General features: G+C 34.7%; 17 protein-coding genes. 2 read left to right on the top strand and 15 right to left on the bottom strand.

All coding sequences use genetic code 11. The features are described from left to right. Positions 1 to 150 precede the first annotated feature (150 nt). The gene (locus BVG17_RS08615) at positions 151 to 1,407 is read left to right on the top strand and encodes a hypothetical protein (RefSeq protein ID WP_143688877.1); all 1,257 of its coding nucleotides are present in this window, start codon (positions 151 to 153) and stop codon (positions 1,405 to 1,407) included. A gap of 63 nt (positions 1,408 to 1,470) precedes the next feature. Next, entirely contained in the window at positions 1,471 to 2,436 is a 966-nt protein-coding gene (gene wmk / locus BVG17_RS08610) for a WO male-killing family protein Wmk (protein WP_017532596.1), read from the top strand. A gap of 66 nt (positions 2,437 to 2,502) precedes the next feature. On the opposite strand, the gene BVG17_RS08605 is transcribed toward wmk, so the two are convergent. The 15 genes from BVG17_RS08605 to BVG17_RS08535 all read right to left on the bottom strand — a co-directional run. Further along, the gene (locus tag BVG17_RS08605; RefSeq protein ID WP_143688952.1) at positions 2,503 to 3,432 is read right to left on the bottom strand and encodes a patatin-like phospholipase family protein; all 930 of its coding nucleotides are present in this window, start codon (positions 3,430 to 3,432) and stop codon (positions 2,503 to 2,505) included. Positions 3,433 to 3,452: 20 nt separating this feature from the next. Next, positions 3,453 to 3,680, bottom strand: a complete 228-nt coding sequence (locus BVG17_RS08600) for a hypothetical protein (RefSeq protein WP_143688948.1) — start codon at positions 3,678 to 3,680, stop codon at positions 3,453 to 3,455. Between the two features lie 53 nt (positions 3,681 to 3,733). Then, positions 3,734 to 4,216 (bottom strand): ankyrin repeat domain-containing protein, encoded by a 483-nt coding sequence (locus BVG17_RS08595; RefSeq protein ID WP_241654220.1) that lies wholly within the window; start codon positions 4,214 to 4,216, stop codon positions 3,734 to 3,736. A gap of 46 nt (positions 4,217 to 4,262) precedes the next feature. Continuing rightward, positions 4,263 to 5,213: a phage late control D family protein gene (locus BVG17_RS08590; RefSeq protein ID WP_143688950.1), complete on the bottom strand. Its 951-nt coding sequence runs from the start codon at positions 5,211 to 5,213 to the stop codon at positions 4,263 to 4,265. 1 nt (position 5,214) lies between these two features. Beyond that, positions 5,215 to 5,424, bottom strand: coding sequence for a tail protein X (locus tag BVG17_RS08585; RefSeq protein WP_063631168.1), 210 nt, complete (start codon positions 5,422 to 5,424; stop codon positions 5,215 to 5,217). Beyond that, complete coding sequence (locus tag BVG17_RS08580; protein WP_063631167.1) at positions 5,421 to 5,759, bottom strand: phage tail protein; 339 nt, start codon at positions 5,757 to 5,759, stop codon at positions 5,421 to 5,423. Before BVG17_RS08580 ends, BVG17_RS08585 begins: the two co-directional genes overlap by 4 nt. Then, positions 5,759 to 8,197: a phage tail tape measure protein gene (locus tag BVG17_RS08575; RefSeq protein ID WP_143688982.1), complete on the bottom strand. Its 2,439-nt coding sequence runs from the start codon at positions 8,195 to 8,197 to the stop codon at positions 5,759 to 5,761. Before BVG17_RS08575 ends, BVG17_RS08580 begins: the two co-directional genes overlap by 1 nt. 109 nt (positions 8,198 to 8,306) lie before the next feature. Next, the gene (locus tag BVG17_RS08570; RefSeq protein WP_006015605.1) at positions 8,307 to 8,564 is read right to left on the bottom strand and encodes a phage tail assembly protein; all 258 of its coding nucleotides are present in this window, start codon (positions 8,562 to 8,564) and stop codon (positions 8,307 to 8,309) included. A gap of 131 nt (positions 8,565 to 8,695) precedes the next feature. After that, a complete protein-coding gene (locus BVG17_RS08565; protein WP_063631161.1) occupies positions 8,696 to 9,595 on the bottom strand; it encodes an Rpn family recombination-promoting nuclease/putative transposase in 900 nt (299 codons plus the stop codon). A 95-nt stretch (positions 9,596 to 9,690) separates the two neighbouring features. After that, entirely contained in the window at positions 9,691 to 10,197 is a 507-nt protein-coding gene (locus tag BVG17_RS08560) for a phage major tail tube protein (protein WP_006015599.1), read from the bottom strand. A gap of 15 nt (positions 10,198 to 10,212) precedes the next feature. Next, positions 10,213 to 11,388: a phage tail sheath subtilisin-like domain-containing protein gene (locus tag BVG17_RS08555; RefSeq protein ID WP_010405438.1), complete on the bottom strand. Its 1,176-nt coding sequence runs from the start codon at positions 11,386 to 11,388 to the stop codon at positions 10,213 to 10,215. 317 nt (positions 11,389 to 11,705) lie between these two features. After that, positions 11,706 to 13,082 (bottom strand): hypothetical protein, encoded by a 1,377-nt coding sequence (locus BVG17_RS08550; protein ID WP_143688981.1) that lies wholly within the window; start codon positions 13,080 to 13,082, stop codon positions 11,706 to 11,708. Then, the gene (locus BVG17_RS08545) at positions 13,079 to 13,273 is read right to left on the bottom strand and encodes a hypothetical protein (protein ID WP_006015580.1); all 195 of its coding nucleotides are present in this window, start codon (positions 13,271 to 13,273) and stop codon (positions 13,079 to 13,081) included. Before BVG17_RS08545 ends, BVG17_RS08550 begins: the two co-directional genes overlap by 4 nt. Before the next feature lie 4 nt (positions 13,274 to 13,277). Beyond that, positions 13,278 to 14,474, bottom strand: coding sequence for a hypothetical protein (locus BVG17_RS08540; protein WP_006015576.1), 1,197 nt, complete (start codon positions 14,472 to 14,474; stop codon positions 13,278 to 13,280). 5 nt (positions 14,475 to 14,479) lie between these two features. Beyond that, the coding region (locus BVG17_RS08535; protein WP_143688993.1) for a DUF4815 domain-containing protein at positions 14,480 to 15,132 on the bottom strand (653 nt) is incomplete at its 5' end.

Below are 15,132 nucleotides of genomic sequence, written 5' to 3'. Positions count from 1 at the left end.
TAGTTAAAGAATAAAAGTCCTGAAAAAGCTATTCTTTTAGTATAAATAGTTGCAGAATATATAAGATCTTTTTATAATTTGCGTATTAAGTTAATTATAAAGCAATAAATTGCTCTTTAGACTTGAATAACATGCTTAATAGGAGGCTATATGACTACTAAAAAAACAGTATCATTTGATGATACAGATGGAAATACTTATGAGTTAATCATTGATTCTAAAAAATTACCAAAAGGACTATATAGTGCTATTGAAGGTATAAGTCGTACTGGCAAAAAAAATCAGCAGCCTATATTTGTAGACGAGACCGATAATAAACCAAAAATATTTGGTGATAAAAGCAGGTTTGAGAAGCCTGAAGGTGTGCCTTCCCCTAGCGATGTTTCTGAAAAATCAATCAATCTTGGAGAAGGACGTGAGGTTCATAACACAAAATCTTCAAATCGTCAAAATCCGTTTATTCCAACCTTAAGCAAGATAGAGCTAAGTGCAAGTGAAAATGCAGAATTGAGGTGGTTTAAAAGTAGAGTAGTAAAGGTAAAAAGCGTAGATGAACTGAACAAAGTGATAGATCAAGCACTAAGTGCTGGAATTAGGATAAATGCGTATAGTGAAGGACAGAAGAGTTTTGCTAATGGAGTAATATCGAAAATGGCTTCAATCAAATGCAAAGAAAATGAGAAGGAAGACATAATATGTGAATTGATGCTAAATGGAGCGATATTCAGTTACGATCTATTGCAGGATAAGGGAATAATTGAAATGCATAACAAACTGTATCAAGAGATTCGTCCACAGATAGATGAGTGGCTTAAAGAACTGAGAGAAATTGGTGAAAGTGCTATTGAAAATGAAGGAATCATAGAAAATGTGGAAATAGACAATCAGACATTTTTTATGAAATTTTCTGAAAATAGTAAGGTAGATGTTGCAAGAGTATTGGAAGGTACAAAACATTTAGGATTAACCATAGGAGAGGTAAAATTAGGAGGTGATGTTATAGAAATAGGAAATAGTAAGGTTGAGGTTAGAAGTGGAAAAGAAGGTGAGAGGAATTACGTTGATGTGTCTGATAATAGTGCTTTTGAGATAACATTTCCTACAAGTATTGGTAGCCTAAAAATTGTAGTGTACCATAATGCGGAAAATGACAGTCAAGTAGAGGTCAGAGTAGCAGATAAAGAAATGTGGTCTGAACTACAAAAGAGAAGGGAAAATATAGGAAAAGAGTGTTTTTTTGGAGGAATGACGGTCACAGAAGCGGTAGAAAAAGGAAGTTTCCCTAGGAGTGGTAAGTGGAGTAAAGAAAAGGTAAAAGAAGAAATAAAGGCGATTAGTAATAATGAAGCATTATCATGGGTTGATAGGGTGTGTGGAGGTAGTAAAGAAACCTCTCGAAAGCTTTAAACAATCGGAAACTTTTCCTCAATAAAGTTAAGCTATAGCAAAAAATTTTCTAGCAGGGTATATATGTTTATTTCCGCAAAAATAGTGAACAATAATACAAAGAACATTAGCCCTGCAAGATACAAAATAGCACAAAAAATAAGAAGCTGGAGGCTAAAACAAAAGTATACCCTAAAAGATCTAGTAGAGAAAACAGGTATAAAGTATCATATGTTGCTAAGATATGAGAAAGGAACATGTGGCATTCCAATTAAAAAATTAAAAGTTATAGCGGAAGCATTATCAGTTCATGTTGGTAGCTTATTTCCTAGACAAAAAGTACTGAGAGAAAATTGTTCTTTTAATAAAGAATGGATATACAACTTTATAGCAAAAATAAAGGGACAAGAGTCATGCAAGTTGATTCGGGACTTGACTGGGTTTATTCAAGCTGAAGAGGAAAATAATGTAAAAGCTGCAAGGGTAAGCATAGCCAAGAACTTAGCGAAAGTGGGGTTTGATAATGATATTATCTATCGAGCAACTGGTTTATCAACTGATGAATATGATGAGAAAAAAGGCTCTGAGCATTCAAACGAAGGACAAGAGATAAAAAAATGGAGAATAATAAGAGGATATACTCAAGAAGATTTAGCAAGAGAGCTAGATATAGGACCCTCACAGATACATCACTATGAACAAGGTAGTGTTACCATTTTAAGTGAAAGATTATGGGAAATAGCAGAAAAGTTATCAGTTAATCCTGAAGATCTGATGAAGAAAGAAGAAGATAATTATAAAGCAGAAAACGAGCTATTAAGTTGGGTGAGAGAGTCTAAAAAAATTGACAATCAAGAATCACGAGATGAACTGGATATATGGGTAGAATTTTTATCGCAAAGAAAGCAAGTTTACAAAGAAAAGATTTACAAAGCAGAGGCAATAAAAGTTGCGAATAATTTACGTATGTTGGACGTTTCTATTGATGCTATTTCTAAAATAACAGATTTATCTATTGAGGAGCTTGAAAATTATGCTTTCAAAACTTAACCTGGATTAAAAACCTCAGTAGTTTACTGACTCATAAATAATATATTAAAATATTAGAGGGAATAGTTATATATTTAATATTTCTATACAGAATTTCTCTATCACTTTCTGATTATCTTCTATCATTGCATTTGCCTCCTGTTGAAGAAATTTGATATTTTTTGATGTAATGTTATCCATGTCAGCCGACGCTAGCTTCAATTGCGATTGTATTCTTACGTATCTATTGCCTATTACTTGATTCATCTGATAATTTACGCAGTCCAGTCCAGAGGCAAACATCACATTTAACAAAGGTTTTATCCAGCCTATTTTTCCAAATCTCTTTGAATTGGCATACTCTATGCTTCTATCTGTTCTGCCAGTACCTATCGATAACAGTAGAATATCATCATTTGGAAATAACCTCTTACCACTTGCATATGCACAAGCCGCTGGATTATTGGCAAACACCCCGCCATCCACTAATACTCTGTTTATCTGGTCAATTTTTAGATGTTTTGGTATGAAATAAGTAGGTGCAGCCGTTGCAGCTCTGAGTGCATCTTTTAGCTTAATATTACCTTCTTTCCAGCTTTTGAAGAAAAATGGGCAGTTATTCTGAATATCGTAACTCGTAATCAACATATTACTTAAAGTGTTTTTAAGGATATCATCGCTAAAATATTTATGAAGTACATACTCAATATTTTTATGTGGATATTGTGCACAGTTAAACCAAGATAATATTGATCTCCTGAAGAATGAAGATTTAAAAATATATGACCCGTATTCTTGGTAAAGCTCAACTAAATCATTTGCTGAATATTGGGGATTTCCTCGTTCATCTTTTCTACATAATCCCGCTACAACAATTCCACCGGTTGAGGTTCCTGCCACTAAATCAAAGATTTCAGCTATAGTTCTTCTTGTTCTTTTTTCTATTTCTGCTAATATTATGGCTGGTATTATGCCCCTTATGCCTCCTCCGTCAACGGATAAAATATATTTAATCATTATGAATTTAGGTAAGGATATTAAGATTTAATTTTTCCGCTTAAAACCTGCAATTTAAACTCATCTAATTCTTCAGAAAGATTTTTTACCCTTTCCTCAAGTACTAACACTTTTTCCATTAAACCATATTCAATAAGTTTATCGTGAAATTGTACCCTTGAGTCTAACTTGGATAACCACCATATCAATGCTACGGTTTGGATTAATATGGTAATAATTACCGTAATTGGGATTTTTTGATTTTTCATAATTTGTGTTATTGAAAATTTGTACTGCGTGTTGTGAGAAAATAACTATAATTTTATTTCTCTGACTTATATTGCTTTTCCGCCTGATCAAGCAGGTCTATAATTTCTCTGTAAGGTTTATCTCTATAATAAAATGATCTTTTAAATGCTCTAGCTCTTGGAGTTTGTTCTTTCCAACCTCTAATATAAGGGTTGGCTCCTCTCTTCAACAAAAGTTTTACAACTTCTAATTGACCACCGTCAGCAGCACCAAGTAGTGCTAAGCTAATATTTATATCTACTCCTTCATCTAATAGAAATGTAACAATTTCTAAGCATCCTTTCTCTGAAACATAATATAATGCCTTTTCACTAATACTTGAATCACTTCTACTTTTTTTTACTAATGATTTCACAGTTTCTAAGTCACAGTTCTTAGCTGCTACTTCTAACATTTTCTGATACTCCTCAGCAGCCTTGGGTTTTTGATAGTAATACGTAATAACAACACATACTATGACCACTATAAACCACAATGTAGCTTGTTTCTTGCTCATGTTCGGCATTTTTTTTGCATTAAATCAACAATGTACTTATTTTCTCTTAAACATAATTACTCAAAGAAGCTGATAATGTAGTACGATATCCTGAGCTATTTAAAATATGTTCTGCTCTATCAATTACCCATTCACCATCTATATCCTGATTGAACCCTACAAGATTAAGTTTTGCCTCTGCACATAACTCTGGATTACCTGGTATTGTCATCTCTAGATTCTCATTGTTACGCTGTAGTTGTTTAAATCTGGCATTTGCAGAGCTTAAAGCTGATTCTGCATTTGAGTAAACTGTTTGTATAGCGTAACTTGGTTCACCGCTACCTACTCTTTCCGATATAGTCTCTCCCTTTTCATAGTTATGCCATTTCGCTACTACTGAATTGTATTTATCACGTACAGTAAAATGCACTTTCCAATTAATTGTATCTTGAGGTCTAATAGTTGTCGTTCCTAAAGCTTTTCCCGTTGCTGACTTTGCTGCACCTTTTGGAATAAACAATATATACCCTCCTGCCAGTTTTGCCATGGCTTCGCGCTCTATAGCTATTCTAGTCAACAAACTTATATCGCTCTCTTCAGTTTGGTCAATATGTAGTATTAATATGTCTTTAAATTCCTCAGCAACTTTGCATCCATATCCATGTTTATTTGCTATTTCCTTGACTAAATTACCTAACGTAATCTGGTGCCATTCTCTGGATACTTTTTCCTTTAGCGATATCATCAAATTTGTTGCATGAGCTTTGATTATTAAGGTTTTTGGTGGACTTTGTACTGTAATTTCATTGACTCTATATATACCTATGGGTAGTACCTCTGTTTCTCTATATCCCAAAGCAATCTTTAGCTCTTTTGGAACTTTTATGTTATCATCCCTGTAATCGACACATATTTCAGCTATATCTTCTATAGTCCCTGATTCATCAGTAACATGCATTGACACCAAGAGGTCTTTTGCTAATTCATACCCTTCAATGACAAACTCTGGTTGCATCTTACCCCCAAATCTTCAAGGTTGATTTCTGTAGAGGTTTCTCAATTATAGGCAGCTTAATTTTCAGTCCTGCCGGTAAAAAACTTCCATATTCCGCAAGTCCAGGGTTTTCTTCTAATACTATTTCTACTGCTCCTGAAGTAAATCCATAGTGCTTCCAGCAAATATAGTCTAACATATCATTTTCTTTTGCTAAGTAATATATAGTCATGAATAACGCTTCATACTTAAACTGAATTCAACTTTTTTTGGCAATCCACAAGAGAAAAATGATGTTTGCTTTTCTTCAAAGCGAGTAATTACAAATTGCCCCAAAACATTTCCCATGCTATCAACTAAAGTGTGAGGTTTTTCTGCCTCTTTTATATTCTTTAATTGATCTAATCCATTATGAAGATAAATTACTCCTTCTAAATCTATATTTTCTGCTCCCTGGCCAATATTCTGTAGTAATTGCTTACCAATACACTCAACCACACTCCAACGCTTCTCTTTGCTATATTTCAAACTTATCGGAGTAAATTTATATGGACCAAGGGATAGCATCAGTAAATGGGATCTACCGTATCGAACATAACATCACGTGATTTTTCTCTTATTCTTTTTATTACTTCATTTGCAAGATTACGAATATCTTGATTTGGCTCTGCTTTAATGCTGATAGTGTAATTATTAGTGATGTTCTGAGTTTGATTCATAGTTTTCTGTTCTTTGTTTTCAAATTTACTCGTTGCAAAATCTGCAAATATCCTATCATTTTCTGTGGATTTTTTTTCCTCAATAAGGCTTTTGATTCTGAAATTATTCTGATTTCTCTTGGAAAATTCTTTAATTATACTGTTACTTAGCAAAGGATTTCCACTGTTGAGAATATTACTCTTTAGGGGAGTATGGACTGCTTTTATTTTAGTAACAACACTTTCTCTTTTTTCAAACTCTTTAAGTGGACTATTTTCAGCAAATTTTCCAAATATACTACCAACAGTATTTCCCATCCATGAGAACATCTCTCCGATGGGTTTTATTATCGATTTTATATACTGCCAAAAGTTAGAGAAAAAGTCTTTTACCTTTTGCCAGTTAGTTATAACAAGAGCTGCACCAGTAACAAGACCTGCTATCAAAAATCCAATCGGGTTACTCATTACAGCAAGTGTTATTGCTCTTAGTCCTGTGATTACTGCTGGTAGAGCTGATGACAGTAGAGGAAAAGCTTTCATTGCTAAGCTCAGAGTTGCAGCTTTTAAAAAACTTAGTCCAGTAATTACTGCTGGAATAGCATACGTTGATAATGATATTAATGCTGGCTTCAGTATTCCATGCAAAAAAACCGAGAAAGCAAGCATTCCACCTCTAACTAAATTCCATGCATAACCACCGCTTACTACTAGAACTTTAAGACCTATTAGTGCTGCTATGGTACTCATTATTCCTGTAGTAATAACTGGAAATTTTTCTGCAAATCGAGCTATGGGGTTAGTTATCTCTCTTAAAAGACTACTTACCGATTTTAAAGGAGGTAGCATTACTGAGCCCAAATTCATTCCTACTTCTGCTATTGCATTTCTCAGTAATCGTAAATTATTTGCTGTGGTTGCTGCACGATTGTTAAATTCTTTTTGCATGGATTTTTCAAATTCTTTTTCGTCAGCTACATGAGTTATAGCCTCTTTAAAATTTTTTAGGCTTCCAACTAGTAACGCAACGTCATCCTGATATTCTTGACCAAAGAGGTTGAGAAGAATTTGAGAACGTTCCTGTTTATCTACTTTCTCCAGAGTTTCAAAAAAATAAAGTAGTGCGCCTTGACTATTTTCACCAATCCTTTGTACCATTTCTTCTGCAGCTATTCCCATGCCTTCTAATGCTGTTTTGAACTCTTTGCTCTGTCCCTCAGCAGTCTGGAGTTTACTAAGTAGAGCGTTTATTGCAGTTGCTGCTTTTGCTGGTTGTTTACCTAAGCTAATAAAGGCATTTACTAAACTACTTGTTTCCTTAATACCAAAGCCAAACTGGTTTGCAGTACCACCAACTATTGCTAGAGCTTCAACCATATCTTTTGCTTTAGCAGCAGTCTTGTCTGATAAGTGATTTATAATGTCACCCACCCACTCCATCCTGTCTACATCTATTCCATAGATATTGGCAAGTTTAGCTATGGAATCACCTGCCTGCTCTGCAGACATATCAAATGCTGTGGACATTTTAGCCACTGTTGTCGTAAACTTAATCAGATCATCTTTTTTTACACCAAGTTGTCCACCACTTGCAGCAATTTGAGCTAACCCTGCAGCCGACAGTGGTATCGTACGGGATAGTTCCTTTAATGTCTGACCAAATTCTGCGGCTCCTTGATTGTGAGCTGCCTCATCCTCAGCAAATTGCACTACTTTCTTAACATCAGCCATAGCACTTTCAAAATCAATTGCAACTTTAATTGGTGCTGCAAACGAAAGACCTAGTCCAATAGTCTCTATAATTTGTGACTTAAAATGTGCTTTGCTTGCTAAAAAACTTTGGTGACTACGTATTGCAGACCCAAGCTTACCATACTTACCTTTTAGCACTTCAATAGAAGAACCAAGTTTATATTGATCACTTACTAATGACTTAATATTTCTTCCACTTTTCCTTACTTCTTCATTAAATGAATGCAAAGCATCTCTCTTTTTCAAATATGCTTCTTTTGCTTTTGTTGCAGAAAACTTAGCTTTATCAAATTCAGCTTTTAAAGTTTTGCTCGGTTTCTCTATTGCTTTCATTTGTTTAGCTAAAGATTTTACTTGATCTTCAAAGCCCTTCCACGACCTCCTGCTAGTCAAAACATCACTACCCAACTGCTTAAATTTTGATACTGATTTTAAAGATGAGTCAAGCTTTCTTATGTTCTCACCAAGATGAGTAAGTTGACTACTACTGCCCTTTATTACAGTATTAAAACTGCCATCAAGTACTGCACCTATTTTTATCGATAATACTGACATTTGAACTCCCTAGCTAATTTGCTCCATAAAATAAATTCACTAATCTCCATATCAAGTATTTGTTCAACTCCGCCTCCTACAACAGAGCTGAACATTAATACTTCTGACCTCAAGTTCTTTGAATAACTGGTGAAAAAAAATCCTTGAGCACCTCTTGTACTTTAACATAATCAGCAATATCTAACTCCTCAATTGATTCTTTTGCCACTGATGTTAAGTTCGCTGTCAGAGTGACTTCTTTACTTAGATCACTACCATTTAAGCGTTCAATTGCAAGATAATCTCTAACTTTTGGACGTCTAACGGTAAGTTCTGAGACAGAAATTCCATCAACTGTAATTGGGTTATTAAGTGTTATAGCTTGCATGTTCCTCCTTAAAAATTAATTAAATAAAAGTCTGCTTGGCTTTTACATAACTAATTTTTTTTACTATAGTTTTTGTGTTTGATTAACGACCCTTTATACTAAATTTCTCAATATAAAAATGATAATAGGGTTTATTTTTCCTCAACTTGGATTAATTCTTGAACTTCATCGACAGAAAGACCTGTACACTTGACAATAGTGCTAATATCAACATTATTAGTCAACATCGCTTTTGCAACTTCAATCTTTCCTTCAATCTTTCCTTCAATCTTTCCTTCAATCTTTCCTTCTTTTTTGGCATCATCAAGTTTTTGAGCAAGAGCAGCCTGCTCATCACGAATACGCTTGACCTCTTGTTCGTAGGCTATAAATTCTTTTTCTGACCAGTTGAACCTATTTAGCTCTTCATAAGCTTTTTTGATTATTACGTCACTTCCTATTATCCTTTCCAGCTCTTCTTCACCTGTTTCGTCAGCGTACTTAAAAAAATATACCCACTTCTCAACTATATTTGAAAGCTGATCTTCTTTAGTTTTGGGAAATTTAGGCAATTCAATAAATACAAAGTAAAAATCTTTTAGATCATGTTCATTAGTATCTTCATCGCGAATAGTGTGCTTTGATCTATACTCAGACTTATCAGGAAACAGTATACAATCTGCTATAGCAATAAAAATAATTTCCTTAAGATCATGGTATTGATCACCCTTGTCAGCTTGTCTTGAATAGGCTTTAGCAGCATAGTACTGAGCTCGTTTTTCAAAGCCTTTGGTTTTAGCGACCTGCATCTCAATTATCCATTGCACTCCTGTTGAATCTCTACATAGCACGTCAACAATACTTTGCTTTTTAGAGGCAATCTCAGGATCTTGAATAGTACTTAAGAACTCTATATCCTGTATTGCATTTTTGCCAGTAAAATTCAAAATATCATTGAGGAAGTGAATGAGGATGTCTTTATTCTTTTCTGTACCAAAGATACGACGAAATGCTATATCATTTTTAGGATCGAGAAATTTAGATAAAGCCATAGCAAAAATGCCTAAAAAACGTTAATAATTATACAGTATTATTAGTAATTTTTCAATAAAAAAGTGGTTGTATAAAAAGGCATCCATCTATTCCATTAAATCCCTAAAATCGTTTGCAGCAAGGCCATTTGATCAACACCATTTATCTTTCTCATCATATTTTCAGCATCGATTTCTATCAGCTCATTGCCACTTATCGTAAGTTTATAGTAATGGGCAGCTACCGTGCATTTGAGAGTGGCTTTTTCAGCAGGTTTCCAGCTACCAAAATCAAATTCCTTGAATATGCCCCTAAGGTTGATAATTACTCCTTCAATATCATTGTTTCCGCTGCCTTGTAATCCTCCTCTTAGCGTCAAAGATACCGAATTTCCATTTATCAACCCAAATAGCCGAAAGAGCTCTGTATCGTATTCAGAAAAAGTGAAATCTGCTTCAAGTTTCTCCATCCCCATATCTATATTTACTGGAATATCCATACCACCAGCTCTATATTCCTCAGTTTTAATGGTGAGCTTCGGCAAGGTTATCTCATCTATTTTTCCTGCATAACCACGACCATCTACGAATACATTAAAATTCTTTAAAATCTTCGGTAACATCTCTTTCTCCCATTTTTATAATATTGTACCACTCACAAGATGTGACCTGAAAGTAATCTGTTCTGCTGGATATGGCGGTGTAAACTCAAAATCAAAAAACACTTTTCCACTTGCAATGTTTGCCGGCGTATTGAGTTCTGGTGTTGCATAACATTTTCCGCTGATAATTGCCCCCTGTGCTTTCAGATGCGCAAGATAAGAATTCACCCCCTCAATTACATCATCTATATAAGTTTTGGTAATATTGCGATCAACTGCCCATAGATGAGCTCGAAGTAAACTATCATTGATTAAATCTGCAGTACGCCTCACTGACAGAAAAGCCCATTTCGAATCATTTGAACATGTTCTATTTCCCCAAAGCCTATAGCCATTTTGATGAATTATCGTTGTTACTTCATTTTCATTTAAGTGGTTTGCTCTACAATTTGTATTACCGAGCGTAAAATCAATAGGCCTGCTTGTTCCAACAATACCGTTTATTTCTTTATTTGAAGGTGAGTGCCAGAATCCTTGTTCGCTATCTACTTTCGCTATTAAACCAGCTACAAACGGGCTTGCTGGCAAAATTTCTTCTTCAATAAGTACCTTAACCCAAGGATCAATAATATAAACTCTTGAGCTACCTACACTTTTTCTCCACTTGATTGCTTCTTCATCATTAGTATTTGGTCCATCTGCAACAATAATTGCTCTTAATTTTTCTGCTATAGGAATTAATGCTGAAACCACTGAATTTTTGCCATCTTCTGGTAGTTGGTGAGTAAATTGAGGTGCAATTAATATTCTTGGAGCAATATGAACTATGCTTTCACTACTGAGGAATGCCTCTATCCCTTGATACTCTCCAGTCTCTTTATCAACACCGCCAATTATATTTTGGATAGTTTCACTTTCTTTGAGCTTTGAATCGCTGTTTTCACTTTCTTTAACTCGAATAACTACTACTGTTGCACCAATTTGGGAAAATACTCCATTTACTGCTGAAAAAAGAGTCCCCTTTTTGCCAAGTTTTACCGCTTCTTTTAAGCTTCCTGCAATTAACACTGGTTTATTTAGCGGAAATTTTTGCTCATCGGCTTCAGGTGCAGTACCAATTACACCTATCACTGATGATTTAGCTGTACGCACTGATCTTGTCCCTGAGGTAACCTCAATAACATTTACCCCATGTAAAAATTGTTCTGTCATAGCTATTATAAACTTTCTAAAGAATTCTTCACTTGCTTTTTAAAATTGTTAAGAAAACTCTTTGATTTTCTTTTGATTACTACTTTTTAAGATTTAGTATATTTATTAAAATAAAGACAAAAACTAGAAAATATAGAAAACTACGCATTTTGTAATAAGTCTTCTTGAATATTCTTTTCACTTCGTTTAATACTCTTTTGTTAAATAGTAACTTTTTTTACCAATAAAAATTCTTTGGTGCCTATGGCTTGTTTTTAAGCTCTAATATCTTACGTAGTGAAAGATACAAGTATTTTGGTTTCAACTTATATATTTTTTTAATGCCAAAGTTTATATGTTGCATCTAACCCTGGACATTGCCAAGCTCTTAGCGTCCTCTCTACGTCCACCTCAAGCCCTGTAGTTAAAAAATTGCTGCGAAAATTGTATATTCCCCACTGTATAAATTGACCATAGATTGTGCTATACGCATGCTCACTTGCAAAGAACTCAGGTGTCTCACCAACTCTTTCACCTTCTGAGTGAAGATTGGATGACGTATAAAGTAACACTGTAACGGTTTTTCCTGCTGGAATGATTATGTTACCTAATCCAATAAATTCAGAACTGCTAATTTCATGCTGATAAATACGTGTCCAAGTAATTCTCGAAATCTCTGACTTCCTTGTATTAGTTCTATCAGGTGTACCTATAAATAATCCTGCTCCCCCATAATTAACTTCATCTTTATACCACATTGCAGATCCAACAAAGTTTATAGTTTTACTTATATCTACATTGCTTGTGTTTTTTACGAATATTACTCCCAGTGCAGCATAAGGGTATTTCAGCATATTGAATTGCTCAGAAAATCCATCATACATGAATCTTGGGTATGATTCTCCATAGATAAATGTACCTTTACTTCCCTCTAAAAAGCACAATTGTCTTGGCAGATAAAAACTAACATAGCTTGTATCATATGTGTGAGTACCTGCTAGTAGTTGTAACATATAGTCTGTTTTTGTTATATCACTACTCCACTGACCAAGCTCAGTTGTAAAAGTTCCGTGACCAAAGTAATTATTTTTTCTACTTAGTACACCAAATAAAAAAGGTAATGCTCCAGGTTCAATCATGTGACGATTTCTTACTTCTTTCATGATCGATGAACCGCTTGGCACATCATTAACAGTACGGAAGTTATTCACTAAACCTTTTAGACCATCTTTATGATCATTGCCAACACTGTTTATTGCTGCAATATTGGCATTCTTTCTCGTATCAAGTAGCGATAAATTTGTTATTCCTTTTTCATCAATTCTCTTTAATAACTGCTTCTCTGATTCAGAGATCACTGCTAAAGAACTAGCTTTTTTATTATCCAGATCAGTTAAGTGTTTTCTTGCACTATCAAGAAGTTCTTTTAGCTTACGATCTGTCATTTGTACAATTTCAGAGACCGCACTTTTGTCGACTATTGATTCCAATGCTTTAGCAAGATATGCAAGCTGATCTGGAGTACTATTTACCGCTAAATCCTTAAGTCTTTTTTGTAGTGTATCAATTATCCCTTTTACTTCAGTCATCTGTACAACGTTGGCAATAGCTTTTTTATCTGCTATCAATTCCAGAGATTTTGCAAGATATGCAAGTTGATCAGGTGTGCTGGTTGCTGCTAAATCCTTTATCCTTTGGTATATTGCTTCTTTCATTCCCAAAAATTCAAAAAAGTTTCAAATCTAAATCGTTTAAAATTATTTTTTAGTTGATTATGTTTATCTTCTCTTTCGGTAATATCTTCATCTATTTTTTCTATAGCTCTTCGAATACGTACTACATCTTCCACTGCAATGTTTTCTGGATGTGGTAGTGTATATCCTCGTTTGCTTTGGTTATTTGGCATTGATTCAAGTAATAATCACTCGCAAATTTTTGACTTTAGGACGATAAATAACCGTTCCACTTAAAACCAATTTTATCCTTGTCTCATTGCCATTAAAGTTTGATAGCACATGAGTTCTCTCCACCCAATTTTCTCCAATTGGTTTTCCTGATGTTAAATTTACTAATTGCCATTTTTCTCCCCCTTTAGCGCTTTGTTCCACATATGATTTTACATCTGCAGTGCCAGGTATTAATGCATCATACGTTATGGTAACCTTAGTATTGGATCCTGCGGTAATGCTCCTAGTTACATAATCTCCAGACTCTGAAAGATTACCCATAACTAACTGTAACCCAGGATAAAGAACTGGACTTTTTTCTTGCCCTCCTTTTAGGCTTGCTTTTACCGTTAGCTCTCCAGATAATCTTTCACGCAATGCAAGTGGCAAATTATCAGACAGAAAGTTTTCTCTTCCCTCTTCGTCTGTTAAAATAAATTCTACATTGGTATCAAATGCTACTTTTTCAACATTTGTTAAAACTATTAAATCTGATACGTTATTCGCATTGACTTTGCCAAGATTAAAAAGGTGAAAAAGTTCGCTAAATTTTGCAGCTAGTAATCGAAACGTTAAATCTAAATTTTGATGTGGTGTCCACGTACTTGCATTGCTTGATGAGAGTAATACTCCTACTTGATATGGTTGACTTGTTACCCACCTACTATTTACTGCATCATATTTGCCAAGTTCTGCTATTTTTACTGCAGTATCTGCATCATCAGTGAGTAGCACTATTGCATACTCTTGTCCTGCATGGCAAAACACTGGTGACCAAGTAATACGTGTTGCTGTACCATCTACCTTTATATCTTTTGGCTCAATATAGCTTTCAGCGATAACAGTTTGTGAGGGCATTCCCACTGCTGTTTCTCTAGTCTGAACAACAACACGTTTTTTGCCTTTATTTATAAACCATAGCTCCACACCTCCTATGTGCCTACTTTCATTTAGCGTAAATGTTTGCGCTAATGGATCAACTCGTCTTGCTGCGATAACTCTTCTTCTTTCTTCTATGGTAATAGTTTTTTTACCAGTATAAGTTGTCTCTCCATAGCTTCCTTTATCCCCATAAAACTGTACTAATTTAGTACCTGCTGGAATGTTTGCTGGGATTTTTATCTTTCCCTTTAATTTTCCTTGGTTGTTAGCTGTTAACATCTTTTTTATGCTGTAGGTTGAATGCTCATACCGTCAAATTTTATCTCCTTAAGCCTCTCATTTGGCTCAAAACCTTCAATTTCAAAATCTTGTACCGCTTCTCTCATAAATTCAGCTTCATACGAAGTACTTGACAGCAGCTCTGTTGTTTCTTTAACATTAAATACTCTCGTTACTGGACTTTTCCAATTCGTGGTAACCTCTGTCCAGTGATCTATATTTTTATTTAGAGTAATTTGTGCCGGGACTGGATCAAAAGCTTGATATGGATTGATCTTTTCTCCTTTGGTCTGTAAAAGCTGCTCCAGTACCGGTTCAAGTTCATACGGCAACAAATAAGTTTTTTCTCCTCCATCAATATCAGCAATCGTTACATCTATTGGTAAAATTAATTCCTTGTTTACTATCGCTGCAGACTGCGAAATTCCTTGATCACGCATATCATCATCGAAGAACGAATCAACAAATACTCCTTTTTTGGTGGTAGGTTCTCTTGAATTTGCATCACTGCGTAGACGTTCCTCTGCAACCAGCGCATAAAGATCATTTATTCCTTTTTTCATTGCTTCAAGCTCATTCATCGGTACAGCATGAATAGCATTATTCACTATTTTTACCCCTTCTCCGTTTTTCCATGTTTGGTGAATGTAGCAGAGCA

It is taken from the genome of Wolbachia endosymbiont of Laodelphax striatellus (assembly GCF_007115015.1).
In the GTDB taxonomy this organism is placed as follows: domain Bacteria; phylum Pseudomonadota; class Alphaproteobacteria; order Rickettsiales; family Anaplasmataceae; genus Wolbachia.
This window is presented reverse-complemented; position numbering and strand designations above follow the sequence as displayed.